At 71.8% G+C, this 26,177-nt stretch carries 22 protein-coding genes and 2 pseudogenes; 16 read left to right on the forward strand and 8 right to left on the reverse strand.

Annotation, left to right across the window (positions count from 1 at the left end; all coding sequences use genetic code 11):
- Positions 1–26: 26 nt before the first annotated feature.
- Positions 27–290 carry a DUF6479 family protein gene (locus tag ACH4SP_RS09125; RefSeq protein ID WP_398412116.1) on the forward strand — a complete coding sequence of 88 codons (264 nt, stop codon included), beginning with the start codon at positions 27–29 and terminating at the stop codon, positions 288–290.
- 5 nt (positions 291–295) lie between these two features.
- On the opposite strand, the gene ACH4SP_RS09130 is transcribed toward ACH4SP_RS09125, so the two are convergent.
- From ACH4SP_RS09130 to ACH4SP_RS09145, 4 genes are all read right to left on the reverse strand, one after another.
- Positions 296–502, reverse strand: a complete 207-nt coding sequence (locus ACH4SP_RS09130; RefSeq protein ID WP_398412118.1) for a cold shock domain-containing protein — start codon at positions 500–502, stop codon at positions 296–298.
- 178 nt (positions 503–680) lie between these two features.
- On the reverse strand, positions 681–2,708 hold the full coding sequence (locus tag ACH4SP_RS09135) for a bifunctional metallophosphatase/5'-nucleotidase (protein ID WP_398412121.1): 2,028 nt from the start codon (positions 2,706–2,708) through the stop codon (positions 681–683).
- Between the two features lie 134 nt (positions 2,709–2,842).
- A complete protein-coding gene (locus ACH4SP_RS09140; protein WP_398412124.1) occupies positions 2,843–3,457 on the reverse strand; it encodes a dihydrofolate reductase family protein in 615 nt (204 codons plus the stop codon).
- Positions 3,458–3,599: 142 nt separating this feature from the next.
- Entirely contained in the window at positions 3,600–3,944 is a 345-nt protein-coding gene (locus ACH4SP_RS09145) for a hypothetical protein (protein WP_398412126.1), read from the reverse strand.
- A 188-nt stretch (positions 3,945–4,132) separates the two neighbouring features.
- On the opposite strand from ACH4SP_RS09145, the gene merB reads away from it, so the two are divergent.
- The 3 genes from merB (at position 4,133) to ACH4SP_RS09160 (ending at position 6,184) form a co-directional block, all read left to right on the forward strand.
- Entirely contained in the window at positions 4,133–4,789 is a 657-nt protein-coding gene (gene merB, locus ACH4SP_RS09150; protein ID WP_398412127.1) for an organomercurial lyase, read from the forward strand.
- A gap of 178 nt (positions 4,790–4,967) precedes the next feature.
- Complete coding sequence (locus ACH4SP_RS09155; RefSeq protein WP_398412129.1) at positions 4,968–5,753, forward strand: SDR family oxidoreductase; 786 nt, start codon at positions 4,968–4,970, stop codon at positions 5,751–5,753.
- Positions 5,750–6,184 (forward strand): hypothetical protein, encoded by a 435-nt coding sequence (locus ACH4SP_RS09160; RefSeq protein WP_398412131.1) that lies wholly within the window; start codon positions 5,750–5,752, stop codon positions 6,182–6,184. Before ACH4SP_RS09155 ends, ACH4SP_RS09160 begins: the two co-directional genes overlap by 4 nt.
- 18 nt (positions 6,185–6,202) lie before the next feature.
- Here ACH4SP_RS09160 and ACH4SP_RS09165 read toward each other — a convergent pair whose 3' ends face one another.
- A complete protein-coding gene (locus ACH4SP_RS09165) occupies positions 6,203–7,384 on the reverse strand; it encodes a serine hydrolase domain-containing protein (RefSeq protein WP_398412133.1) in 1,182 nt (393 codons plus the stop codon).
- Between the two features lie 189 nt (positions 7,385–7,573).
- Entirely contained in the window at positions 7,574–8,170 is a 597-nt protein-coding gene (locus ACH4SP_RS09170) for a cupin domain-containing protein (protein WP_398412135.1), read from the reverse strand.
- Positions 8,171–8,249: 79 nt separating this feature from the next.
- Between ACH4SP_RS09170 and ACH4SP_RS09175 the strand changes: the two genes are divergently transcribed.
- Positions 8,250–9,101 carry a LysR substrate-binding domain-containing protein gene (locus ACH4SP_RS09175; RefSeq protein WP_398412138.1) on the forward strand — a complete coding sequence of 284 codons (852 nt, stop codon included), beginning with the start codon at positions 8,250–8,252 and terminating at the stop codon, positions 9,099–9,101.
- A 26-nt stretch (positions 9,102–9,127) separates the two neighbouring features.
- Here ACH4SP_RS09175 and ACH4SP_RS09180 read toward each other — a convergent pair whose 3' ends face one another.
- Positions 9,128–10,051 carry an alpha/beta fold hydrolase gene (locus tag ACH4SP_RS09180; RefSeq protein ID WP_398412141.1) on the reverse strand — a complete coding sequence of 308 codons (924 nt, stop codon included), beginning with the start codon at positions 10,049–10,051 and terminating at the stop codon, positions 9,128–9,130.
- A gap of 159 nt (positions 10,052–10,210) precedes the next feature.
- Between ACH4SP_RS09180 and ACH4SP_RS09185 the strand changes: the two genes are divergently transcribed.
- The gene (locus tag ACH4SP_RS09185) at positions 10,211–10,909 is read left to right on the forward strand and encodes a TetR/AcrR family transcriptional regulator (protein ID WP_398413493.1); all 699 of its coding nucleotides are present in this window, start codon (positions 10,211–10,213) and stop codon (positions 10,907–10,909) included.
- An 86-nt stretch (positions 10,910–10,995) separates the two neighbouring features.
- Here ACH4SP_RS09185 and ACH4SP_RS09190 read toward each other — a convergent pair whose 3' ends face one another.
- Positions 10,996–11,802, reverse strand: coding sequence for a siderophore-interacting protein (locus ACH4SP_RS09190; protein ID WP_398412143.1), 807 nt, complete (start codon positions 11,800–11,802; stop codon positions 10,996–10,998).
- 109 nt (positions 11,803–11,911) lie between these two features.
- Here ACH4SP_RS09190 and ACH4SP_RS09195 point away from each other — a divergent pair, with 109 nt between their 5' ends.
- From ACH4SP_RS09195 to ACH4SP_RS09240, 10 genes and pseudogenes are all read left to right on the forward strand, one after another.
- The gene (locus ACH4SP_RS09195; RefSeq protein WP_398412146.1) at positions 11,912–12,499 is read left to right on the forward strand and encodes a GNAT family N-acetyltransferase; all 588 of its coding nucleotides are present in this window, start codon (positions 11,912–11,914) and stop codon (positions 12,497–12,499) included.
- 120 nt (positions 12,500–12,619) lie between these two features.
- Positions 12,620–13,813, forward strand: a complete 1,194-nt coding sequence (locus ACH4SP_RS09200) for an aminotransferase class V-fold PLP-dependent enzyme (protein ID WP_398412148.1) — start codon at positions 12,620–12,622, stop codon at positions 13,811–13,813.
- 256 nt (positions 13,814–14,069) lie between these two features.
- Positions 14,070–15,542, forward strand: a complete 1,473-nt coding sequence (locus ACH4SP_RS09205; protein WP_398412150.1) for a pyridoxal phosphate-dependent decarboxylase family protein — start codon at positions 14,070–14,072, stop codon at positions 15,540–15,542.
- 40 nt (positions 15,543–15,582) lie between these two features.
- On the forward strand, positions 15,583–16,860 hold the full coding sequence (locus ACH4SP_RS09210) for a lysine N(6)-hydroxylase/L-ornithine N(5)-oxygenase family protein (protein WP_398413495.1): 1,278 nt from the start codon (positions 15,583–15,585) through the stop codon (positions 16,858–16,860).
- Entirely contained in the window at positions 16,857–18,359 is a 1,503-nt protein-coding gene (locus ACH4SP_RS09215; protein WP_398412153.1) for a diaminobutyrate--2-oxoglutarate transaminase family protein, read from the forward strand. Before ACH4SP_RS09210 ends, ACH4SP_RS09215 begins: the two co-directional genes overlap by 4 nt.
- A pseudogene (locus ACH4SP_RS09220) lies at positions 18,356–19,945 on the forward strand (pyridoxal phosphate-dependent decarboxylase family protein); the annotation flags it as partial. The gene ACH4SP_RS09215 and the pseudogene ACH4SP_RS09220, both read left to right, overlap by 4 nt.
- Positions 19,946–20,397: 452 nt before the next feature.
- Positions 20,398–21,765: pseudogene (locus ACH4SP_RS09225) on the forward strand (lysine N(6)-hydroxylase/L-ornithine N(5)-oxygenase family protein); the annotation flags it as partial.
- A gap of 330 nt (positions 21,766–22,095) precedes the next feature.
- A complete protein-coding gene (locus tag ACH4SP_RS09230) occupies positions 22,096–23,601 on the forward strand; it encodes an IucA/IucC family protein (protein ID WP_398413496.1) in 1,506 nt (501 codons plus the stop codon).
- On the forward strand, positions 23,598–24,161 hold the full coding sequence (locus ACH4SP_RS09235) for a GNAT family N-acetyltransferase (RefSeq protein WP_398412155.1): 564 nt from the start codon (positions 23,598–23,600) through the stop codon (positions 24,159–24,161). The genes ACH4SP_RS09230 and ACH4SP_RS09235 overlap by 4 nt, the downstream gene beginning before the upstream one ends.
- A gap of 191 nt (positions 24,162–24,352) precedes the next feature.
- Positions 24,353–26,152 (forward strand): IucA/IucC family protein, encoded by a 1,800-nt coding sequence (locus tag ACH4SP_RS09240; RefSeq protein WP_398412157.1) that lies wholly within the window; start codon positions 24,353–24,355, stop codon positions 26,150–26,152.
- The last annotated feature ends 25 nt before the right edge of the window (positions 26,153–26,177 follow it).

The raw sequence follows: 26,177 nt of genomic DNA on the forward strand, positions 1-26,177 counted from the left end.
AGCACATCGGGGGTACCCAGGAACACATGAACTCTTCCGTGGTCCTGTCGGCCGAGCACACGGCTTCCCTGCTGCTCATCGTGCTGGGTGTCCTGCTGGTCCTCGTGCTGCTGGCGGCCTTCGTCTGGGGAAGCCGCCGCGCGTCGAGCAAGCGGCAGTCGCCCGGCGTGGACGAGAGCGAGCCGCACCCGACCGGCGGCAGCCAGCACGGCAAGACCTGGCAGACGCTCGACGACGACCCCGAGCAGGGCCACCCGCACCGCCCGGACCGGGACCACCCGGGCGGCTGAGAGCCCTACGGCCGTACCTCCTTCGCCTCGAACCCGCTGGATCCCAGGGTCAGGGCGAAGGTGACCTGCTGTTCGGGGGAGAGGCTCTTGCAGTCGCCCTCGATGTCGTCGCGCCGGACCGCTATCGGGTCCTGCCAGCCGAGCGGGACGATGTAGCCCCGCCCGGCTGTTCGGTCCCACCACTCGACGAATCCCGTGCACCGGTTGTCCATGCCAGCCCCATCTCCTCCGGGCGCGCCCCGGTCGACCGCGCTGTGTCTCTCCCCTCCCTCGACTCTCCCGGCATTCACGCGTACCGCCCACTCCGGAGGCACCGGAACTCGGCCGAACGGCTGAACGTGGCGGCTGAACCCGACTGCTGAACCCGACTGCCGAACCTGGCGGCGGACCTCAGCAGGGCGGCCGGTGCCCGCCGTGGAGCCGGGCGTGCGGTCCGCCCGCCGTGAGGATCGCGGCGACCGCCGCCGGCAGCGGGCTGCCGTCCTCCCGTACGGGCGTGGGCGGGTCCGTGATCCGCCCGGCAGCGGCGGCGGCACCCCGCAGCCCCGCGTTCTTCGCCGTGACGCGGTCCAGCGCGGACGGCTTCAGCATCCGCCGGTCGCGCACGTGGGCGATGAAGCTCTCGAAGTCGCGCGGGTGCCGGTAGGGCTCCCGGTACGTGCTGAGCGCCGGGAAACCGTCCATGCCGAGGAAGGTGTACGAGGCGGCGGCCACCCGGTAGTCCCGGTCGAGCCGCAGCGGGGCACCGTCGATGCGTACGTCCGACGGGTCGACGCGGTCACCGACGGCGCCGGCCGCGTCGAAGGCGTACCGCACGTTGCCTGACACCGCCAGGGGGGCGAACCGCAGCACGCCGTCGGGCCCGGTGGACCACTGCTGTTCCAGGGCGTCGTGGACCTGCTGCCCCGTCACCGTGGCGCAGACGGTCGGGCAGCCGTATCCGATCGCCCGCCACGCCTGCCCGAAGCTCACCGCGCCGTCGGAACCCGCCGCCGGAATCAGATCGCCGCGCACGAAGGACTGGCCGACCTTGGGCGCGATCGGTGCGAGGGCCAGGTCGGCGGGGGCGTACCGGTGGATGTTGGAGTCGTCGTACGACGGGACGGGCCTGCGCGCCGCCCACAGCAGCCAGTCGGCGGCCAGGTCGCCCATCGTGCTCTGGCCCAGCGCGTTGCGGGTCCGGGTGAGCGGCGCGCTCGTCCCGCCGATCCGGCTGCGCTCGCGCACGGCGGCCTGCCCGGCCCAGTAGTCGGCGACCGCCTTGAGGCCGGGGTGCGGGGTGACGTCGCGGGTGTTGGGGTGGCTGGTGGAGACGGTCAGCTCCCGGACGACCCTTCCGGTGCGGGGGTCGAGGCGGAGGTTGATCTCGTTGATGACCTGGCCGTGGAACCCGGCCTCGACGAAGGGTCTGGGCACGCCGTTCGGGTCGGGCAGCATCATGTTGAACCGGGTGTGCCAGTGCCCGGTGACGATGGCGTCGATGTCGGGGGAGACCTTGAGGGCCAGTTCGTAGGCGGGCCCGGACGGGTTGCTGCCGCTGTTGAAGTCGGCGCCCGCGACCGCGCCGTCGTGCATGCTGAGCACGATCGCGTTCACCCCGCGCCGCTTGAGCTCCTTCGCACACCGGTCGACGGTGCCGATGTCGTCGAGGGTCTTCAGCCCGGGGTGGAAGGAGTTCGGCATCAACTCCGCCCCGACGACGGTGAGATGGATGAACCCGATCGGTATGCGCCGCCCGTGCGGGCCCCGTACCCACTCGACGTGGTAGGGCGGCAGGACGGTCCGCCCGCCGCGGGTGCGGACCACGTTGGCGGAGTAGTACGGGAAGTCCGCACCCCGGAAGCGCCGCCCGGTGGAGTCGGGGAAACCGGTGTCCTGCCCGACGACCGGGAACGGCCGGCCGCGCTCCATGTGCTGGACCAGATGGGCGGGGGACTTGTCGAACTCGTGGTTGCCCGCGGTCGCGAAGTCCATGCCCAGCCTGTTGAGGGCCTCGATCGTCGGCTCGTCGGAGAACGCGGCGGCGTCGAACTCCCACCCGGAGAAGAGATCCCCCGGCGCGAAGAACAGCGAGTTGCGCCGCCCTTCGCGCAGCCGCTCCAGGTGCGTGCCCATGGCGGCGACGCCGCCCACCGTGTACGTCTTGCCGCCGTTGCCGCGGATGACGGAGTCGCTGCCGGTCGGACCCTGCAAGTACCCGTGCAGATCGGAGATGTTGAGCAACTGCACGTCGATGTACTCGGTGGCGGTGGCGGCGTCTCGGGCCGCCTCGGACGCGTAGGCCGGGACGCCGAGGGCGGTGGTGGTGGCCAGGGCTCCCAACGCGGTGAGGAAGGTCCGGCGGCCGGGTCCGGCCGGGGCCGAACTCGGCTGCGGGGCACGGGCGTTGTGCGGCGAGGTGCTACGTGGTGTCGTCACCCGTCGATGGTGGGGACAACAAGGTGAAGAGTCCAGGAATCACGCACATCGTGCGCATGGCTGCATCACGCCATCCCCATGAATCCTGCATGTCCGCAAGGGAGTTCACGGGTCTCCTGATTCTCTTGGGCGTCCTACTCGACGGACCCGTACTCGGGCTTCCCCGCCCGCTCGTAGGAGCAGTACTGCACGCCGGCGCCGGTGGTACGGGACTCGGTCAGCGTCCAGGCGGCAGGGGCGGCGCCCTCGTGGAAGAGCCGCTTTCCGGTGCCGAGGAGCACGGGGCTGATCAGCAGCCGGTACTCGTCGACGAGGTCGTGCTGCTGCAGGGTGCCGATGAGCTCGCTGCTGCCCTGCGTCATGATCACGCCGTCGACCTGCTGCTTGAGCCGCGCGACGGACTCGGCGGCCTCGCCCTTGAGGAGATGGGAGTTCTGCCAGTCCAGAGTGGACAGGGTGCGCGAAGTGACGTACTTCGGCATGGAGTTGAGCTTCCCGGCGATCTCTTCGTCAGGGGCGGCGACCCGCGGCCAGTAGCCGGCGAAGATGTCGTACGTCTTGCGGCCGAGCAGCAGATGGTCGGCGGACCGCTCGAAGATCCTCCCCATCAGCTCGCCGAAGCCCTCGTCGACGTACGGAGCCAGCCAGCCGCCGTGCTCGAAACCCGCGCTGTCGTCCTCACCGGGGCCGCCCGGCGCCTGCACGATCCCGTCCAGGGTGACGAACGCGGTGACGATCAGTGTGCTCATGATGCTCTGCCTGCCTTCCGGGTGCGGGATTCCTCGCGTGGAAACCTCTGCGTGGAATCCTCTGTGCGGAAATCTCCGTGCACCCGGTATGACTCCCCGGCCCGCGAAAACTCATCGCGCGGCCGCGTGAGCAGGGCAGACGTCAGGCCACGGTGAGGTGCAGCACCGCCGACACCCCGACCAGCTGCGTGCTGCGGTGCAGGTGGTAGGAGACGTTGACCTTGGCGGGGGCGGCGGGAAGGGTGTCGGCGGGGACCGAGAAGACGACGCTGCCCGCGGCGCCGACGGTGAGGCCCTCCACGTACTCCTTGCCGGAGCCGGTCAGCCACAGGTTCACCTTGTCGCCCTCCACGGCGGCGGGCCGGGCGTTGACCGTGACGTGCACGGCGTCGGTGGGCATCCGCCCGCGGGTCAGCTTCCCGTCGAGCGCCTCGGCGACGGCGGGGGCGGGCAGCAGGTCCTGGTCGTAGGTGGTGGCGTGGGTCATGCGGGGTCTCCTCGGGTGCGGACGTGCCGCCGCGCGGCACGTGGATCTTGCATTGCCTGCCCACAGCGGCCCGATTCACCCCTGGACCTTCCGGGACGTACGTCACACGGACCCGGCGTACCGCGGTTGCGGGGCCGGTCGCCCCGGCCGAGGCTGGGGTGACGAGGGACGACAGCGGAGGAAGAGCGATGGGCGCAGACCGTACGGACGGCTCCGGACGGGCGACCATGCCCGGGGTCGTCGAGGCACTGTTCGCCAAGTGGAGCACCGTGCAGGGCCAGGAGCTGATCCGGGAGGGTGCGAAGATCGTCCGGCATCTGACCGAACACGGCCCGCTGCCCATCGAGACCGCGGACGCGATGCTGCCGGACGCCGAACGGGCCAGGGGCATCGGGATGGTCCAGTACTTCAGGGACCGCGACTACGACCTGGAGATGGACGGGCGCGGCACCATCGTCGGCGCCGGTCTCTCGCTGGTCGGCAACTCCCGCCACACGGCGGTGATCCACGGGACTCTGTACCACCAGTGGTGCGTGGCGGACGCCCTGATGTTCCCGCTGATCCTCGGCGACCGTTCCCCGGTCACCACCGGCTGCCCGGCCACCGGCGAGCGGATCACGCTGACGGTGACGCCGACCGGCATCGAGGACCTCTCGCACCCGAACGCCTGGTTCACGCTCGCTCCGGGCACCGGCGGGTCGGCCCGGGTGCGGTTCTGCGACCGCGTCAACCTCTACGCGGACCGGGCGTCCGCCGAGGCGGCGGCCGCAGCGGACCCGGAGATCGCAGCCGCTCCGGCCGACCGGGCGTGGACAGTGGCCCGGGACCTCGCGGGGCTCTTCTAGGGCCTGTCCGGCGGGTCAGGTCGTCCGGGGGCCGGAGGGCCGGGGAGCCGGGGGCCGGGAGCGGGGGCCGGGGGCGGATGTCACATTCGGAAGGGCTCGATCCGTCGCAGTGGGTGAACCCGACAGCTGCGCGGGCCCGGTCGTCGCCGGGACCGCATTCCCACGGAGGTTGCCCCACGTGACGAACCCGATCCTGGTGACGGGCGGTACCGGCAGACTCGGCAGCGTGCTGGTGGACCGGCTCCTGGCCGCCGGACACACCGTCCGCGTACTGAGCCGCGGTCCACGGCCCGCAGGGCCCGCACAGCCGCCCGAGCACACGGTCGGCGATCTGCTGACCGCGCAGGGCCTGGACCGGGCCCTCGACGGAATCAGCACCGTCGTCCACTGCGCCACCGGCAACAACCGCACGGACGTGGACGCCACCCGCCACCTCGTGGCGGCGGCGTCGCGGGCCGGCCGGCCCCACCTGATCTACCCGTCCATCGTCGGCGTCGACCGGGTGCCCCTGCCCTACTACGGCGCGAAGCTGGCGTGCGAACGGCTCCTGGCGGATTCGGGGCTGCCCTGGACGGTCCTGCGCGCCACCCAGTTCCACGAGCTGATCGTCTGGATGTGCTCCGCCCAGCGGCTGCTGCCCGCGGTCCTGATGCCCGCCGGAGTCAGCTTCCAGCCCATCGGCACCGACGACGTGGCCGACCGCCTCGTCTCCCTCGCCGGTACGGAGCCGCAGGGCCGGGCGGACGACATGGGCGGGCCCGAGGTGCGCACCGCCACCGATCTGGCGCGGGCCTGGGCGAAGGCGTACGGCCGCCGCCGTCCGGTGCTGGCGGTGCCGGTGCCGGGCGCCGTCCTCCGCGCCTACCGGCGGGGGGACCACCTCACTCCCGGGCACGCTGTCGGCAGGACCACCTTCGCGCAGTACCTGGCGGCCACCCGCCAGGCCCCGGGGCGGCGCGGATGAGCGTGCGCGGTTGGCTCCGTGCGGGCCTGGCCTTCCTGGGGGCGGCGCAGTTCGCCGTCGGCTGCTGGGCGCTGCTGTCCCCGCGGACGTTCTTCGACATCCCCTGGGTGGGCATGCGGATGCCGTACAACGCCCATCTGATGATGGACTACGGCGCGATGAGCCTGGCCACCTCCGTGGCCCTCGGCGTCGGCGCGGTCACCATGCGGCAGGCCCTGATCCGCACGGGCCTCGCGGTGTACCTGGTCTTCGCCCTGCCGCACCTGGTGATCCACATCCGGCTGCTGCACCACCTCACGCCCGGCGAACGCGCGCCGCTGCTGGCCGCGTTGACGGCGGCGGCCGTGATCCCGCTCGTACTCCTGATGCTCACGGGCCGGGCACGGCGGGACCGCCCGGGGCCTGACCACGTGTCACCGGTCAGGTCCTAGGAGATCCCGCCGACTGCCTCAGCCCGTGGAAGGCGGACTGGGGCAGTACTCGGCGTCCAGGATGTCGGTCGGGGCTCCGACGCTCCAGTCCCCGTTGCGGTTGGATGCCAGCTGGTGGCGGCCGTCCTCGGTGCTCACGGCCAGGGAGACCGACCCGACCATGCCGCCGCCGTGGCCCCAGAGCGTGGTGCCGCAGCTCGTCCGGAACTTCGTGATGCCCAACCCGTAACCCATGCCGGGGAGGTCGGGGCTCGACACGGTGGTCTTCATGGCCTTGAGCTGCTTCGGCGGGAGCAGCCTGCCGCGCAGCAGGGCGTGGTAGAAGCGGTTCAGATCGCCGGTGGTGGAGATGATGTCGCCGTCGCCCCAGCCCTGCGACCCGTTCATCTCGGTGACGTCGTCGATGCGGTCGGGGGCCGACTCGAACAGTTTGGAGTAACTGCGGCTGCTGGGCCGGGGGATGTGGATGCTGTTGCCCGGGTTGGAGGTCTCCTTCAGACCCAGCGGTTTGATGATGCGGCTGCGGACCTCGGCCTCGTACGTCCGCCCACCGATCTTCTCGATGAGCAGCCCGGCCAGGATGTAGTTGGTGTTGGAGTAGGAGAACCGGTCGCCCGGCTGGAACAGCGGCGGGTGGGAGAGGGCCACCTTCACGTGCTTCTCGGGCGGCAGGGTGTCGTAGCGGTGCTTGAGGTAGCCCTCGCCCCTCATGTAGGTGTCGAGGTACTCCTCGTCGGCCAGGTAGTCGAACAAGCCGCTTGTGTGGCTGAGGAGTTGACGGACGGTGATCTTGCTGCCGTCGTTGCCGTTGCCCCGTACGAGGCCGGGGAGGTGATCCTCCACGGTGTCGTCGAGATCGAGTTTCCGCTCCGCCTCCATCTGGAGCAGGACGGTCGCCACGAACGACTTGGTGATGCTGCCGATCCGGAACCGGTCGTTCGCGTGGCGCGGTGTGCCGGTCCTCAGATTACCGACGCCCGATGTCGACTTCCAGACGCCTTGGGCGTCGCGTGCCTCGGTCGTGATGCCGGGTATGCCGGCCTTCACCTCCGCGTCCATCACGCGCTGGGTCGCCTCGTGCCGCGCCTTCGCGGGGGAGGCCTCGGGCGATGCCTGGGCGGGGGCAGTGAAGGCGGTTGCCGCCATCGCGGCCCCCGCGAGACCCACCGCGCCGATTCGTGCGGTCCTTCGTAACGTCATGCCGTGCTCCTCACCGTTTCCGTGCCGATTGCGGTCTCCGGCACTGAGTGGCACTTGTGCGGTTCCTGCGGAATCAGTGGCCGCTTTCACCACATGACCGCACATGGTCACCGGACGGTTGAGCGGATCTGGGAATTGGCCGATTCCGGCACGGCGCGGTCGGGGGCACGGTCGGTGGATGCTGCGTGGTCAGTGGCGGCCGGGCGGTGCTTTTGGCCGCTCGGCGAATTCGGTCGCGGGCTCGGTGGCGTAGCGGCTCATCGTCCGGAGGGTCACCTCCGGGGTCATGGGCCGACCGCCGGCGATCATGTCCTGCAGGTCCCGGAAGTACTGCACGTACAGGTCGGGGGTGAACGTGCTGAGCATGACGGCCGGTTGACCGGTGACATTGGCGAAGGTGTGCGGGGCTCCGGTCGGGACCATCACGAGCGTTCCCGCCGTCACGTCGTAGTCCTCCGTGCCGATCGTGAACCGCACCGCGCCGGAGATGACGTAGAAACCCTCGTCGTGCTGGGCGTGCCGGTGCTGCGGCGGTCCCGGCGTGTGCGGCGCGAGGACGGACTCGGCGATGCCGAGGCGGTGCCCGGTGTTGCTGCCGTCTTCGAGGACGCGCAGCCGGGTGGTGCCGAGAACGATCGTCTCGCCGTCCTCAGGGCCGACCACCGACACGGCGGGGTCGGCGGTCCTGGGCCCATGGGCCGTCCCGGTCGGCGGGCCGGTCTGCTGCAGTTCGTGCTTCTTCGGTTCGTGCTTCTTCGGTTCGTGGTTCTTCGGTTCGTCGGTCATGCTTCGATTCCACTGCCGGGCTTCGCGGCTGTCCAAGACCCTTTGCGGAGCGTCGATACCGTACGGGTATCGTCGCAGCATGGAGCTACGTACGCTGCGCTACTTCGTGGCCGTCGCCGAGGAACTCCACTTCGGCCGGGCCGCCACTCGGCTGCACATGAGCCAGCCGCCCCTGAGCCGGGCGATCAGACAGCTGGAGGCCGAGGTCGGTGCCACGCTGCTCGACCGGTCGTCCGCCGGTGTCGCGCTGACTCCGGTGGGGGCGGTACTGCTCGACGAGGCGCGCGCCCTGCTCGAAAGGGCCGACCGGGTGCGGGTACGGGTGGCCGCGGCGGCCGGAGCAGCGACCCTCACCGTCGGCGTCCTGGGCGACAGCACCGATCCGGGCGCCACCCGGCTGGCCGGAGCCTTCCGGCGGCGGCATCCGCGCGTCGAGGTCCGCGTCCGGGAGACCGACCTGACCGATCCCACCTGCGGGCTGCACGCCGGACTCGTCGACATCGCTCTGACCCGCAGGCCGTTCGACGAGACGGGCCTGTCGGTGCACGAGCTGCGCGCCGACCCGGTGGGGGCACTGCTGCGCGCCGACGACCCGCTGGCCGGCCGCGACCGCGTGACCCTCGCCGACCTGGCGGACCGCCGCTGGTTCGTGTTCCCTGAGGGGACCGACCCCGCCTGGCAGTCGTACTGGAACGGCGGAGAGCCCCGCGAGGGCCCGGTGGTGCGCGGCGTTCAGGAATGCCGGCAGGCCGTGCTCTGGAACGGCACCGTCGGCATGACGCTCCTGGCCCACCCACCGGCCCAGGGGCTCACCGTGGTGCCCCTGGGCGACATGCGGCCGAGCCGTGTGGTGGCGGCGTGGAACGCGGGCGACACGAACCCGCTGATCCGCTCGTTCGTCCGGACCGCGGTCGACGCCTACCGCAACTGACCGTCGTACGGCGGTACTTGAGCGCTCTACCGGTGTGCCCCTGACGTGGCGTCGGCCAGGCTGCGGATCGCGGCGGCGACGCTCTCCCAGGAGCGTTCGGGGAACTCGTGGCCGACCCGGGGCAGCAGCATCAGGCGTGCCCCGGGGATCCGGGAGGCGATCGCCCGGCTCGCCGCAGGTTTGATGAGCGGGTCGTCCGCACCGTGCAGGACCAGCGTGGGCCGGGTGACGGCACTGATCGGCGGGCCGTGCCACTGCGCGCCGATCTGGCGGCTCTGCGCCTGCTGGTCGTGCATGCCGCTGTCGACGTTGCGCGCGGCGGCTTCGCGGGCCGCCTCCTCGTCGAAGGGGTGGTTCGGCGAGGCGACCAGACGGGAGACGGCGAGGCCGGCCGCGACGGCTCCCTCGGGGGTGTCGGGGAACTTGAGACGGGCGAACTTCGCCAGGGTGCCCATCCGGATGAAGCGCATGGTCCGCAGCCCGGAGACGTCGCCGGGCACGGCGGCCATGGTGATGAGGGTCCGGACCCGGTCCGGGTGCCGCAGCGCCACCCGCTGGGCGACGGCGCCGCCCAGCGAGACGCCCAGCAGGTGTGCCGAGGACCACCCCAGGGCGTCCATGACCACTGCGGCGTCGTCCGCCATGTCCTCGGCCGTGTACGCCTCCCCGCGCTTGGCGAACAGTGCGGAGATGGGGTTCCGGGTGGCGGTGGGCGGGAGATGCGTGGAATCCCCGCCGTCGCGCTGGTCGTACCTGGCCACCGCGAAGCCGTGCGCGGCCAGCAGGTGGCAGAGCCCGTCCGGAATCCAGTGCCGGTTGGCGCCCAACCCCGTTGCCAGCAGCAGCGGTTCACCGTCCGATCCCTCGGTGAACCGGTCGTACGCCAGGCGCACGGCGCCGTTCTCGGCCCAGCGGACCGGGCCCCACGGGTGTATCGACGACGAGGACATGTGAACCTCCCACGGCTACGATTAACTGCGATCGGTGTTCGCAGTTTTAGAGTAGCGGATGAACCACCGGCAGCGGGAGAGCGGGGCGAGGGGCAAGTGGAGCGAAAAGCCGAGCGAGTGGGGCGGACGGGGCAGGCGGGGCGCGAGCCCGAGAAAGCCGTGACGGTCTGGGACCGGCCGGAACGGGGTACGCGCGGCCCCGCGGCCGTCCACACCCGCGCGGAGCTGGCCGCCGTCGCCGTCGAGCTCGCCGACCGCGGCGGCCTGCCGGCGGTGTCGATGCGCGCGGTGGCCCAGGCGCTGGGCACGGGCCAGGCGTCCCTCTACCGGTACGTCTCCGGCCGCGAGGACCTGCTCGACCTGATGGTGGACGCGGTGGCGGGAGAGATCGCCCTCGACGTCCCGCTCGGCGGCGACCCCGTCGAGGACCTCACCGCGCTCGCGTCCCGGGCGAAGGCCGTCCAGCTGCGGCACCCCTGGCAGGCCGACGTCCCGCCGGAGCCGCTCCGACTGGGCCCCAGGAGCCTGGACTTCGTGGAGTACGCGCTGCGGGCACTGGCCCCCGTCCGGCTGCCGGGCCGCGCCAAGATGGAGGTCGTGGCCCTCATGAGCGCCCTGGTCACGCAGTTCGCCCGGACGGAACTTCAGGGCGGCGGCGCGTACACCGGGGTCGACCGCCGTGCCGCGCAGGCCGGTTACCTGAGCCGGGCGGTGGCGCAGGGGGACCGCCCGCATCTCGCGGCCGCACTGGCCGGGTCCTCCGGGACGGACCCGGCGGCGGACCCGGCGGAGGACCCGCAGGTGATGTTCGAGCGGGCGGTGCGGAGGGTGCTCACCGGGCTCACCGCTTCTGGGTGACCCGGCGCGGCCCCGCCCGGCGCCGGTGATTCAGAGCTGGTGGTTCAGTGCAGGTGGTTCAGAGCCGGCGGTTCAGAGCCGGTGGTTCAGCGCCAGTAACCGGTGAAGGTCACCGCCTCCTTGCCGAACCCCCGGTCCGTGACGAGGTGTCGCCGCACCCCGGCGGCGAGCCGCTGGCCGCCGGCCGCCCACGCGTATCCGGGCCCGTCCGGCAGCGTCGCCGCGCGGACCGCCGCGAGCACCGAATCGCCGGGCGAGGCGCCGCCGTCCCTGGTCACCCAGTGGATGGTGGTGCCCTCGCGCGGTTCGACGGTCTGCGCGTCCTCCGGGTCCCCGACCTCTATGTACACCTCGGTCCTGACGGTGTCGGTGGTCGAGCCGATGATGCCCACGATGGCTGGCAGCGCGGTCTCGTCACCGACCAGCAGCCGCCACTGTGCGGCCTTGGGCGGCAGGAAGGTGATGCCCTCGTCGAAGATGCCGAGTTCGTCCCCCGGTGTGGCATCCCGCGCCCACTTGGCCGCGAGCCCCAGTTCGCCCTTCTCGTCCTCGTGCAGCACGAAGTCGATGTCGATCTCGGGGCCTTCGCCGTACGTTCCCTCCGTGCGGTGGTGGCGCACGGTGTAGTTGCGGCCGACGGGGCGGGTGTCCTTCGGCATCAGGAAGTACTCGGCCATCCACAGCCCACTGGTCCGCTTCGGCAGTCGCAGCCCTTTGTCGGTGGGCAGGAAGAGCCGGAACCACTGGTCGTACCCCATCGGCCGGAAGCCGCTCAGGGCCGGGCCGCCGATGGTGACCCGGACGAAGTTCGGGCTGATCTGCTTGCGCGCCAGCACCTGCGCGACGAGGAACTCCCGCCGCTCCGGCTTGCGGTACTTCCCGTCCTTGGCCATTGCCCCACCCTCCATGGTCCACTTAGGGTAGGCAAACCTAACAGAAGACGGGAGGGGGTGAGCCTCGTTCCACCGCATGTACCGCGCCTCGGCGTGCCACTGTGGTGCCATGACGATCGAAGTTCGCCCGGCCACGGACTTCGAGGGCGTACGCGCCGTCCTCGGTCCGAAGTCGCCTTCCGCCAACGTCTGTTGGTGTCTGAGCTACCGGATCCCGTCCAGGCTCAACAACGAGCTGCGCGGGCCCGCCCGCGGCGAGTACGTCGCCGAGCTGTGCCGCAGTCGGCCGCCGCCCGGCGTGCTCGCCCACGACGGGGACGAGCCGGTCGGCTGGGCCGCCGTGGCGCCGCGCGCGGACACCTCCTTCGCACGCAACCGCAAGATCCCGCACGTGGACGACCTGCCGGTCTGGTCGCTGTGGTGCGTCCGGGTGCGCCCCGGCCACCGGAAGCAGGGCATCTCGCACGCCCTCATCGCCGGTGCCGTCGAGTTCGCCCGCGCCCACGGTGCGCCGGTGGTCGAGGCGTACCCCTTGGACAACGGCGACGCGAAGGTCGACCTGACGATGGCCTACGCCGGGCTCCGGAAGAACTTCGAACGCGCCGGGTTCGTCCACGCCGCCGACACCACCTCGGTGCTGGCCGGCCACCCCCGGGTCCTCATGCGCCTCGACCTGCGCCGGCCCCGGGCCACCTGAATCGGCACAAGGAACGGCGCAAGGAACGGCACCAGGAACGGTGCCAGGAACGGAACAAGGTAACGACACAGGGAACAACGGAACCGCGACAGAAGGGCAGTCCCGCGCATGGACATGGGCATGGACATAGAGACGCTCCGCCGCGACACCCCGGGGTGCGCCCACCGGGCCCACCTCAACAACGCCGGTGCCGCACTGACGTCCCGTCATACCCTGCACGCGGTCACCTCGCACCTGGAACTCGAAGCCATGATCGGCGGCTACGAGGCCGCGGCGACCGCCGCCGAAAGCATCGAGCACACCTACGACGCGCTGGCCCGCCTGGTGGGTGCCGGCCGCGACGAGATCGCCGTGGTCGAGAACGCCACCCACGCCTGGGACATGGCCTTCTACTCCCTGTCCTTCCAGCCGGGCGACCGCATCCTGACCGCCCGCGCCGAGTACGTCAGCAACGCCATCGCCTTTCTGCAGACCGCCCGCCGGTACGGCGTGAGCGTCGAGGTGGTCCCCGACGACGAGAGCGGCCAGCTGGACGTCGACGCGCTGCGCGCCATGATGGACGAGCGGGTGAAGCTCATCTCGGTCACCCATGTGCCGACCGGGGGAGGCCTGGTCAACCCGGCCGCCGAGATCGGCAAGGTCGCGGCGGAGTTCGGCGTCACCTATCTGCTGGACGCCTGCCAGTCGGTCGGCCAGCTGCCGATCGACGTGGCCGAGATCGGCTGCGACCTGCTCAGCTCCACCGGCCGGAAGTATCTGCGCGGGCCGCGCGGCACCGGCTTCCTCTACTGCTCCCGGAACATGCTGGAACGGATGGACCGGGAGCGCATGGAGCCGCCGTTCCTGGACCTGCACTCCGCGACCTGGACGGGCCCCGACACCTACCGGGTGCGCGAGGACGCCCGCCGGTTCGAGAACTGGGAGACGTACTACGCGGGGAAGATCGGCCTCGGCGTCGCGGCGGACGCCGCCCTCGACCTCGGTCTCGACGCCATCGAGCAGCGCGTCACCCGGCTCGCGGGCACCCTCCGCCGGAGGCTGCGCGACCTGCCGGGCGTCGAGGTGCACGACCGGGGCCGGCGGCAGTGCGGGATCGTCACCTTCACCGTCGAAGGCCACGACCCCCGCCGGGTCGCCGACCTGCTGCGGTCCCGGGCGGTCAACGTCTCGGTCGCCGTCGCCGGTCACGCGCGCTGGGACTTCGTACCGCGCGGGCTGGAAACCGCCGTCCGGGCGTCGGTGCACTACTACAACACCGACGAGGAGCTGGACCGGCTGCTCGACGCACTGCCCGGGCCCGTGACCGGTCACTGAGCGGGGGTTTCCGGTCCGGCGGGGGAGAGGGCGAGGGTCTCCGTGAGGGGGCGGGGCCGGTTGCTGGCGCCAACTCGGCAGTGGCACGGGTGGTCTTGGAATGAGCCACGAGGGCCGTGTTGCCTTTTCGAGTGATGGTTAGGTTAGGCTTACCTCAGTTACTCGTTGTGCCGCTCCCTGCCCGCTGTGCTCACGTATTCACGTGCGCACCGTGCAGACGTGCGTGCCCACGTCCCCTATCTCCGGAGGACCGTTGATGAGTCCCCTCGCGCCCAGGTCCCACCTGCTCAACGACCTGAACGCGGAGGCCTACCGCCGCTCCGTCACCGCAGGCGTCGAGCGGGTGGCCGCCACACTCGCAGGCACCGTCCGCCCCCACACCGGGATCACCCCCGCCCAACTCGCACCCGTCGTCGACGCCGTCGACCTCGATCTGCCGCTCGGCGACCCCACCGCCGCCCTCGACGAACTGGAGGACGTCTACCTCCGCGACGCCGTCTACTTCCACCACCCGCGCTACCTCGGGCACCTCAACTGCCCCGTCGTCATACCCGCCGTGCTCGGCGAAGCCGTCCTCTCCGCGATCAACTCGTCCCTCGACACCTGGGACCAGTCCGCGGGCGGCACCCTCATCGAGCGCCGCCTCGTCGACTGGACCGCCCGCCGGGCGGGCCTGGGTCCGGCCGCCGACGGCATCTTCACCAGCGGGGGTACGCAGTCCAACCTGCAGGCCCTGCTGCTCGCCCGCGAGGAGACCAAGGGGGCCGACCCCGCGAAACTCCGCATACTGGCCTCCGCCTGCAGTCACTTCAGCGTGCAGAAGTCGGCCGGACTGCTCGGCCTCGGCCCCGAAGCGGTGATCGCCGTCCCGGTCGACCGGGACAAAAGACTGCAAACCGTCGCGCTCGCCCGCGAGCTGGAACGCTGCGTGGCCGAAGGGCTGGTCCCGATGGCGGTGGTCGCCACCGCGGGCACCACCGACTTCGGCTCCATCGACCCCCTCCCCGAGATCGCCGAGCTGTGCGCACGGCACGGGGTGTGGATGCACGTGGACGCCGCCTACGGCTGCGGGCTGCTGGCCTCACCCACCCGCAGACACCTCATCGAAGGCATCGAACGCGCCGACTCGGTCACCGTCGACTACCACAAGTCCTTCTTCCAGCCGGTGAGTTCATCGGCGCTGCTGGTACGGGACGGGGCGACGCTCCGGCACGCCACCTACCACGCGGACTACCTCAACCCGCGCCGCCCCGCGGCCGACCACCTCCCCCCGCAGGAACAGCTCCCCAACCAGGTCGACAAGTCGCTCCAGACGACCCGGCGGTTCGACGCGCTCAAGCTCTGGATGACGCTGCGGGTGATGGGCGCCGACGCGGTCGGCGGGCTCTTCGACGACGTCTGCGCGCTCGCCGCCGAAGGCTGGCGGCTCCTGGACCGCGACCCCCGCTTCGAGGTGGTGGTGCGGCCCCAGCTGTCCACCCTCGTCTTCCGGTACGTGGCGGACGGCGTCGCCCCGGAACTCGCCGACGGCGCCAACCTCCATGCCCGCAAAGCCCTGTTCGCCTCGGGGGAGGCGGTGGTCGCCGGAACCAAGAACGACGGGCGGCACTACCTCAAGTTCACCCTGCTGAACCCCGAGACCACCCCGGACGACATCGCCGCCGTACTCGACCTGATCGCCGGGCACGCCGAGCAGTACCTGGAGGATTCCCTTGTCCGCGCCTCGTGACCGGCCCGCGCCCGCTGAGAGCTTTGAGGGCCGCAGCCGGGTGTACGACCTCATCGGCATCGGGCTCGGCCCCTTCAACCTCGGCCTCGCCTGCCTGAGCGAGCCGGTCGATGAGCTCGACACCCTCTTCCTGGAGTCCAAACCGGACTTCGACTGGCACTCCGGGATGTTCCTCGACGGGGCCCACCTGCAGACGCCCTTCCTGGCCGACCTGGTCACCCTCGCCGACCCGACCTCGCCCTACTCCTTCGTCAACTACCTCAAGGAATCAGGGCGGTTGTACTCGTTCTACATCCGCGAGAACTTCTACCCGCTGCGCACGGAGTACAACGAGTACTGCCGCTGGGCGGCCGCCCGGCTGAGCAGCGTCCGGTTCGGCACGACCGTCGAGGACGTCACGTACGACCACGGCGACGGGCTGTACGTCGTCCGCGACACCACCGGCACCCGCTACCTGGCCCGCCACCTCGTACTCGGCACCGGCACCCCGCCGCACCTGCCCGAGGCGTGCGAGGGCCTCGGCGGGGACCTCATCCACAACTCCCGTTACCTGGAGCACAAGGCGGCCCTCCAGGAGAAGGAGTCGATCACCCTCGTCGGCTCAGGGCAGAGCGCCGCCGAGATCTACTACGACCTGCTGGGCGAGATCGACACCCGCGGCTACCGGCTCAACTGGATCACCCGCTCGCCGCGCTTCTTCCCGCTCGAATACACCAAGCTCACCCTGGAGATGACCTCCCCGGAGTACATCGACTACTTCCACGCCCTGCCGGAGCCGACCCGCTACCACCTCGAAAAGCAGCAGAAGAGCCTCTTCAAGGGCATCGACGGCGACCTCGTCGACGCGATCTTCGACCTGCTGTACGAGAAGAACGTCAAGGGCCCCGTGCCGACCCGGCTGTTCACCAACACCGCACTCAACAGCGCGAGTTACGACGCGCAGAGCGAGAGGTACACGCTCGGGCTGCGGCAGGAGGAGCAGGGCGAGGAGTTCGCGCTGCGCACCCACGGGCTGATCCTCGCCACCGGGTACCGTTACCGGATCCCCGGCTTCCTGAAGTCCGTCCGGGACCGGATACGCCTGGACGGCGCCGGGCGCTTCGACGTCGCCCGCAACTACAGCATCGACACCGGCGACCGCGGGATCTTCCTGCAGAACGCCGGTGTGCACACCCACTCACTCACCAGCCCCGACCTGGGCATGGGCGCCTACCGCAACGCGTACATCCTCGCCGAGGTGCTGGGGCGCGAGGTCTACCCGGTCGAGAAGTCCATCGCGTTCCAGGAGTTCGCGGCACCGAAAGGCACCGTCGTATGACGACCGTCGATCTGACCGACATCACCACCGCCGAAAGCGGAGCCGACAGCGGGGGCGCAGTGGGTGAACCCGCCCCGCTCTCACCCGAGTTCCGCCACGCGCTCGTCTCCCGTCAGGAGCGCCGCGAGTCGTCCGCCCGTACGTACGCCAGGACGCTCCCCGTCGCCCCCGTGCACGCCGCCGGCGCACGCGTCACCGGCGCCGACGGGCGCACCTACCTCGACTGCCTCTCCGGCGCGGGCACCCTCGCCCTCGGGCACAACCACCCCGCGGTCGTCGCCGCACTCCAGGCCGACCTCGCGTCCGGGGTCCCGCTGCACGCACTCGACATGATCACCCCTCAGAAGGACGCGTTCAGCGAGGAGTTGATGTCCCGGCTGCCCGGCGGACTGCGTTCCGACGCACGGCTGCACTTCTGCGGGCCCGCGGGCACCGACGCGGTGGAGGCGGCGCTCAAACTGGCGCAGCACGCCACCGGGCGGCGCGGAATCGTCGCGTTCACCGGCGCCTACCACGGGATGACGCTCGGTGCGTCGGCCGTGTCCGGGCCCGCGCGGATGCGGTCCATGGTGGGCGCGGACGCGGTGCCGGTGACGCGGGTGCCGTACCCGTACGCGTACCGCTGCCCGTTCGGCGTCGGCGCGCCGCAGTCGGGGGAGCTGTCCGCCCGGCTCCTTGAGAACCTGATCACCGACGGCAGCAGCGGGGTCGGCCTGCCCGCCGCCGTCATCCTCGAAGTCGTCCAGGGCGAGGGCGGCGTCGTCGAGGGCCCGGACGAGTGGCTGCGCGAGGTCCGCCGGATCACCGCGGCCCACGACATCGTGCTGATCGTCGACGAGGTGCAGACCGGCGTCGGCAGGACGGGCCACTTCTGGGCCTGCGAACGGGCCGGCGTCACCCCGGACGTCCTGGTGATGTCCAAGGCCGTCGGCGGCGGACTGCCGCTCGCCGTCCTCGCGTACCGGCCCGAACTGGACACCTGGCGGCCCGGCGACCACACCGGAACGTTCCGGGGCAACACCCTCGCCATGACGGCGGGCCGGATCACCCTGCGCACCGTCGCCGAGGAAGAACTGCCGGAACGGTCCGCACGGGTGGGGGAGCGGCTCCGCCGCGGGCTGCTCGAACTGGCCCTGGACCACGCCGAGTTCGGCGAAGTGCGCGGACGCGGACTGATGAACGGCGTCGAGCTCGTCGACCCCGACGGCACTCCCGACCGCATCGACTCCCTCCCCGCCCACCCCGCCTTCGCCCGCGCCCTGCGCGCCGCGTGCCTGGAGAAGGGCCTGATGCTCGAACTCGGCGGACGCGAGGACAGCGTGCTGCGCCTCCTGCCGCCGCTGGTCCTCACCGACTCGGAGGCGGACTCGGTCGTGGAACGCATCGGCGACGCGCTGCGTACGGTCGCGCGGACCCGGAGCACGGCCGCACTGAGCCTGGTGCCGGGCGGCAGGGCCGCACACGCCACGACGGCGCGTCCCGCCGGGGGTGCCTCATGACCGGGCCGAAGGGGTACGAGAACGGGGCCCCGGGCGGTCGGCCGGGCGCCGGTGTCCGCCACGGCGCGGCCGCCCGTGCCGCCGCCGTCGCAGGAGGCACCCAAGGGCCCGTGATCCTGCGGCAGTTGACGGGTGTCGTCCTCGACGCACTCGCCGAGGGCGCCGTCCTGCGCGGCGGTCCGCTCCCCGCCGGCGGGCCCGCCGCCGTCGCGGACGAGGCGCGGGCCGCCTGCTCGCCCGTACTGCCGGAGCGCGGTACGGGCGCGGAGGAGGCGCTCCGTACCGTCGTACGGGCCGTGGCGCGCGGCGCCGCCGACCCCGCGGACCCGCACTGCGTCGCCCATCTGCACTGCCCGCCGCTCGCCGTCGCGGCGGCCGCCGACCTGGCGGCGTCCGCCCTCAACCCCTCCATGGACTCCTGGGACCAGGCCCCGGTGGCCGGGGTCGTCGAGGACCGGGTCACCGACACCCTCGCCCGCCTCGTCTACCCGGAGCTCCTCGCGCCCGACGCCCTGATCACCAGCGGCGGCACCGAGTCCAACCTGGTCGCACTGCTGCTCGCCAGGGAACGGGCCCGCGCCGCCGGCGGATACACCGTGCAGGTCGTGTGCGGGGCCAACGCCCACCACAGCGTGGGCCGGGCCGCCTGGATGCTGGGGCTGCCCGCCCCGGCGGTGGTGGAGTGCAGGGGCGGCCGGATCCTGCCCGCCGCCCTCGACCGGGTGCTCGCCGAGTACACGGGGACGCCGCTGCTGGTGGTCGCCACCGCGGGGACCACCGACGAGGGGCTGATCGACCCGCTGCCCGAGATCGCCGAGGTGGCGCAGTGGCACGGCGCGGAACTGCACGTCGACGCCGCGTACGGCGGGCCACTGCTGTTCAGTGAGCGGCTCGCGCCCCGGCTGGCGGGGATCGAGCAGGCGGTGTCCGTCACCTTCGACCTGCACAAACTGGGCTGGCAGCCCGTCGCGGCCGGAGTGCTCGCCGTCGCCGACACCCGTGACCTGGCCCCCCTCGCCCATCAGGCCGACTACCTCAACGCGGACGACGACACCGAGGCCGGACTGCCCGATCTCCTAGGCAGGTCCATCCGTACGTCGCGGCGGCCCGACGCGCTCAAGATCGCGGTCACCCTGCGGGCGCTCGGACGCGAAGGGCTCGGCGCGCTCGTCGAACACTGCGTCGAGACGGCCGAGGGCTTCGCCGCCGCCGTACGGGCGCATCCGGAGCTGCGGCTGCGGGCCGGTGACCCGGGCATCAGCACCGTGCTCTTCCGCCCGCTCGCCGCCGACGCGCTGCCCGGCGAAGCCGGGGACGCGGTGGTCGCCGGGGTACGGAGACGGCTCCTGGAGGAGGGCCGGGCGGTGCTCGGCCGCGCGGTGGCCACGGACGAGGGCAACGGCGACGCGGCAGCCGGCGGCGGGCAACCACGCCTCTGGCTCAAGGCCACGCTGCTGCACCCGCAGACGCGGTCCGCCGACCTCGAAGGCCTGCTGAAACTGGTCGCCGAAGCGGCGGCGGTGGAAGCGGCCGGGACGGAGGACCGGGGTGGCCCGGGTGGTCCCGGTGACCCGGGTGACCCGGCCGCGACGGTGAAGCCGACTGATCCGGCGGAGCCTGTGGACTCGGCGGTCGACCACCTGAACCGGGACCGCACGGACCTGAACCGTACCGCTCCGGGCCGTACCGCTCCGGGGCTTGTGGCTTCGGGCTCTGCGGCTCCGGGGCTTGTGGCTTCGGGCTCTGTGACCGCGGACCGTACCGCCCCGGGCCTTGTGGCTCCGGGCTCTGTGACCGCGGACCGTACCGCCCCGGGCCTTGTGGCTCCGGGCTCTGCGGCCCCGGACCGTACCGCCCCGGACCGTGCGGCACCGGGCTCTGCGGCCCCGGACCGTACCGCCCCGGACCGTGCGGCACCGGGCTCTGCTGCTCCGGACCGTACCGCCCCCCACGACCCGACGGCTGACCATGCGGTCCCCGACCGGACCGCCCCCGACCGGACCGTCCAGAACCGAACCGGAGTGTCCCTGTGAGCCCCGTGCCCCCCACACATGAGCCCCTCGCCCCCCACGATCCCCTCGCCGGTGACGAGGAGGTCCTCGATCTGCTCGGCGTCGGCATCGGGCCGTTCAACCTGTCCCTTGCCGCACTCGCCGACGGCGTACCCGGACTGCGGACCGCCTTCCTGGAGCAGCGCGCCGGATTCCACTGGCACCCCGGCCTGCTCATCGAGGGCGCCACCCTCCAAGTCCCCTTCCTGGCCGACCTGGTGAGCCTCGTCGACCCGACGAGCCCCTGGACGTTCCTCAACTACGTCAGGTCCCGAGAGCGGCTCTTCCCGTTCTACTTCGCCGAGCGCTTCCACATCGAGCGGGCCGAGTACGACGCGTACTGCCGCTGGGTCAGCGAGAACCTGCCGTCCTGCCGGTTCGGCCACCAGGTCGACACGGTGCGCTGGGACCCGGCGCGCCGGGCCTTCGAGGTCGGGTTCACCCGGCTCGACGCGGCGGGCGCCGTGCAGGGCGGCGGCCGCTGCTACGCACGCCACCTCGCCCTCGGCGTCGGTACGGTGCCCACCGTGCCGGAGCCGCTGCGCGCGCTCGTGGCCGACGGGACCGTGCCCGTCTGGCACTCCGCCGACTACCTCGACCGCCGCGAAGAGCTGCTCGCCGCCGAACACCTCACGGTCGTCGGCTCGGGACAGTCCGGTGCGGAGGTCTTCCTCGACCTGCTGCGCCGCCGCCCCGAAGGGCGCGAGGCGCTCACCTGGCTGGCGCGCACGGACGCGTTCGCGCCGATGGAGTACAGCAAGCTCGGCCTGGAGCAGTTCACCCCCGACTACACGCGGTACTTCCACGGGCTCTCCGAACCCGCCCGCGACCGGCTGCTGCCCCAACAGTGGCAGCTGCACAAGGGGGTGAGCGCCGAGACGCTCGGCGAGATCCACGACGAGCTCTACCGGCGCACCCTCGCCGGCGGCTGGCCCGACGTCCTGCTCACCCCCGGCGTCGCCGTCCACTCGGCCCAACAGGTCGGCGAACGCATCGAGTTGGAGCTCACCCACGCCCAGCAGGAAGCCGGTACGCGACTGGTCACCGATGCCGTCGTCGCGGCCACCGGATACGCCGAACGCGCCGTCGACGGGCTGCTCGCGCCGCTGCTTCCGCACCTGGTGCGCGACGGGGCCGGCCGCCCCGAGGTCGACGCCAGTCAGCGGCTCGTGCTCGACCGGGAAGGAGAGATCGGCGGGTCGGTGTTCGTACAGAACGCGGAACGGCACACGCACGGAGTCGGCGCCCCGGACCTCGGTCTTGCCGCCTGGCGCTCCGCCGTCATCCTCAACTCCCTCACCGAGAACGGTGCTTACCCGCTGCCTGCCCGTACGGCCTTCACCTCGTTCGGACTTGACGGTCTGGCAGGTGCGGGCACGGGTACGGGTGCGGGGGGCACGGTCTCCGTGGCGCGGCGCCCGAGGAGTGCGCGGACGACTGCTTCCACGGCGGCCTCCACCGTCGCTCCCGCGCCCAGTACCGTCAGTGCGGCAGCCGCCTCCGTAGCCGATGCCGCAGCCACCGAGAACCTGCTCCGCTGCTGGGTGCGGGAGACGGGCGTGGTCCAACCCGCCGACGGCGTACTGAAGTTGGTGCTGGCGGGTGTCCCCGTCGAGGCCCCCGTCGTCCACTGGTCGGCGGTCGGCTGGCACCGCTTCGGACCGGCCCTCCTGGCCGGCAGGCCCATGGCCGCCCCCGCCCTCGCGGCGCTCCTCGCCGTCGAGACCGCCGCCGACGACCCGGCAGCGGTCGCCGACCTCACCGGCCGGGTCAGCGACTCGGTCCGGCGCGTCACCGATTTCGTCCACGAACGCCGGCTCGCCCCGCACGACCCGGCGGACACCACCCCCTTCCTGGCCGCCGAACAGGCCCTGATCTGCGGACACCCCCTGCATCCGACGCCCAAGAGCCGGGAGGGTCTCACCGAGGCCGAACTGCGCGCCTACTCACCCGAGTTGCGCGGGTCCTTCGCGCTGCACTGGTTCGCCGCCGACCCCTCCGTGCTCAGCGCCGACTCCGCGCTCGACGGACGCAGCGCACAGGAAGCGGTCGCGGAACTCGCCGAGGGGATCGAGGCCCCGCCCGGCACCGTCCTCGTCCCCGCCCACCCCTGGCAGGCCAAGGACGTCCTGACCCGCCCCGCCGTACGGGCCCTCCTCGACGCCGGACTCCTGCACGACCTGGGGCCGGGCGGTCCGGCCGGAACGGGCGGCCCCGCCTGGTCGCCGACCTCTTCCGTACGCACCGTCTACCGGGCCGACGCACCCGTCATGCTCAAGTTCTCGCTCGGCCTGCGCATCACCAACTCCCGCCGTGAGAACCAGCGGATCGAGCTGGAGCGAGGCGCTGCCATCGACCGGCTGCTCACCGCCGGGCTCGGCGACGCCCTGCGTGCCGCGCACCCCGGATTCGACATCGTCCGCGACCCGGCCTGGCTCGCCGTCGAAGGCCCCGACGGCGAACCGACGGGACTCGACGTCATCCTGCGCGACAACCCCTTCCGTACCGGCGGCCCAACCGCCGTGTGCGCGGCGGGACTTGTCTCCGTACGGCCGGACCTCGACGGCTCATCGCAGCTCGCCGTGCTGGTCCGTACGCTCGCCGAACGCACCGGCAGGAGCGTCTCCGCGACCGCGGAGGAATGGTTCGCCCGCTACCTCGACGCCGTCGTCGTACCGGTGCTGTGGCTGTACGCGACGTACGGACTCGGCCTCGAAGCGCACCAGCAGAACACCCTCGTCGTCCTCGACGAGGACGGCTGGCCCGTCGGCGGCCGGTACCGCGACAACCAGGGCTACTACTTCTCGCCCACCCGCAGCGACGCGCTCTACACCTGGGCGCCCGGTGTCGGCCGTGACCTGGGAACGTACGTCGACGACGAGGTCGTCGACGAGCGGCTCGCCTACTACGTCGGCGTCAACAACCTGCTCGGCATGGTCGGCGCACTCGGCTCCGAGGGCCTCGCCGGCGAACGCGACCTGCTGCGCACGGCAGCCGGGGTGCTCGACAAACTCGCCGCCGAACACGGCGACCGGCTTCGCCTGGCCACCACCCTCCGCACCGCCCCCACCCTCCGCTGCAAGGCCAACCTGCTGACCCGGGTACGCGGCATGGACGAGCTGTCCGGCCCCCTCGAAGCGCAGTCGGTCTACATCGACCTCATCAACCCCCTGAAGGGAGACCACAAGTGACGATCCATCACTTCGAGCACCTGCCGCTCGCCGCGCTCGCCGCACTCGACGAAGGGGTCTTCTCCCTCCGGGCCGTCGACCCCGCCGCCGACGTGGCACAGATCCACGCCTGGATGTGCGACCCCGAAGTGGCCCGCTACTGGGCGCTGGACCGGCCCGAGCCGCAGATCGAGGCGTATCTGCGCGAGCAGTGCGTCAGCGTGCACTCCACCCCGTACCTGGGCTGTCTGGACGGCGTGCCGATGAGCTACTGGGAGCTGTACCGCGCCGACCTCGACCCGCTCGCCGCCCACTACACGGCCAGGGCCCGAGACGCGGGCGTCCACCTGCTGCTCGGTCCGTCCGAGTTCCGCGGGCGCGGCCTCGGGGCCCGGCTGCTGCGGGCCGTCACCGACTGGCAGCTGGAGACCCAGCTCTACGCGGAACGCGTGGTCGCCGAGCCCGACATACGCAACGAACGGTCGGTACGGGCCTTCGAGCGCGCCGGGTTCCGCAAGGTCCGCGAGGTGGACCTGCCGGGCAAGCGGGCCGCACTGATGATCCGCGAGCGAACCGCGTGAGCGACGGCACGCCGACTCCCGCCCCACGCACACCCTCCGCCCCGCAGACCACCGCCGCCCCACGCGCGAACCCCCGCACACCCTCCGCCCCGCGCGCACGCTCCGTTCCGCCACGCACTCCCTCCGACCCCACTGTCCCCTCCGACCCCACTGCCCCCTCCGGCCCCCTCCGACGAAAGGCCCCTGCCCCCATGAGGCGCGACCACCCCGTTCCCCCGCTCGCCGACGTCTCTCCGGAGTCCTGGCGCGAGGCCAACCGCCGGCTGCTCGCCAAAACCCTCTCCGAGTTCGCCTTCGAGGACCTGATCAAGCCGGTGGAACTGGGTGAGGACCGTTACCGCGTCGACCTCGACAGCGGCGTCAGCTACGTCTTCGCCGCCACCCAGGGCGCCCTCGGCTCCTGGCGCGCCGACAAGGACTCCGTCACCCGGGGCGCGGCGGGGCTGCTCGGCAACGAGATAGAGACGCCCGCCTGGGACGTCCAGCAGTTCCTCGTCGACTGCGCCGACACCATCGGCACCGACGCCCCCACCCTCGGCCTCTACCTCACCGAGCTGTCGTCCACGCTCGCCGTCGACGCCGCCCGCATCGAGCACGGAGGTGCCACCGCCGCCGAACTGTCCGAGCTGGGCCACGCCGAGCTGGAGTGCCACATGACCGGGCACCCCACCCTGGCCGCCAACAAGGGCCGCATAGGCTTCTCCGCCGCCGACGTACGCGCGTACGCCCCGGAGTCCCAGCAGATCGTGCCGCTCCAGTGGATAGCCGTGCACCGCGGCCTCGCCGAGTTCCGCGGCACCTCCGAACTCAGTGAACAGGGCGTCATCGCCCACGAGTTGGACGACGACACCGTCGCCGCGTTCCGGGCCAGGGTCGAAGCCGTCGGCGGCGACCCGGACGCGTACGTCTGGATGCCCGTCCACCCCTGGCAGTGGGACCACGCCGTGCAGGTCCTGTACGCGGGCGAGGTCGCGCAGAACCGCATCGTCCCGCTCGGCGAGTCCGACGACGGCTATCTGCCGCAGCAGTCCGTACGCACCATGACCAATCTGGTGCGGCGCGACCGCTACGACGTCAAACTCCCCCTGAAGATCGTCAACACCCTGATCTGGCGCGGCATCCCGCCGCACTGCACCCAGGGCGCCCCCGTCGCCACCCAGTGGCTGACCGGGCTCCTCGACCGGGACCCGGTGCTCCGCGACGAGCTGCGCACCGTCTTCCTCGGCGAGATCGCCTCCGTCACCGTCCGCCACCCCTACCTCGACCGCGTGCCCGACATGCCGTACCAGCACCTGGAGGCCCTCGGCTGCATCTGGCGCCAGTCGGTGTCCTCGCGGCAGGACGAGGGCGAGCGGGTCCGTACGTTCGCCTCGCTCCTGCACGTCGACGAGAACGGCACCGCCTTCGCCGCCGAACTCGCCCGGAAATCGGGCCTTTCGCCGCAGGAGTGGCTGTCCCGGCTCTTCGCGACGGTCCTGGATCCGGTGCTCCACGTGATGTACACGTACGGCATCACCTTCAACCCGCACGGGCAGAACACCCTCATCGGATTCGACGCCGACGACGTCCCGCGCCGGCTGTTCCTCAAGGACTTCGTGGACGACGTCTCCGTCACCCACACCCCGGTCCCCGAGCGCGGCCCCGAGCCCGACGGCTACGACCACGTACTGCCCCGCAAGAAGCCCGAGGTGATCCGCCAGCACGTCATCGACCAGCTGCTGTTCGGCCACTTCCGCTATCTGGCGCCGCTGATGGAGGATCAGCTCGGCGTGAAGGAAGGGGAGTTCTGGGGTCTCGTACGGGAGGCGGTGCTCGCGTACCACGCGCGCTTCCCGGAGAAGGCCGAGCGCTTCGCCGAGTTCGACATGCTGGCCGACGAGTTCCCCCGCTACCCCTTCAACACCGACCGGCTCGTCATCACCCGCTACGTCGACCGGGCCCTGCGCCACGCACTGCGCCCCAACGGCACCGTGGCCAACCCGCTGGCGTGACGGCCGTGTTGCCAGGGACCGTGCC

It is taken from the genome of Streptomyces sp. NPDC021093, from assembly GCF_044333135.1.
Classification (GTDB): Bacteria; Actinomycetota; Actinomycetes; order Streptomycetales; family Streptomycetaceae; genus Streptomyces.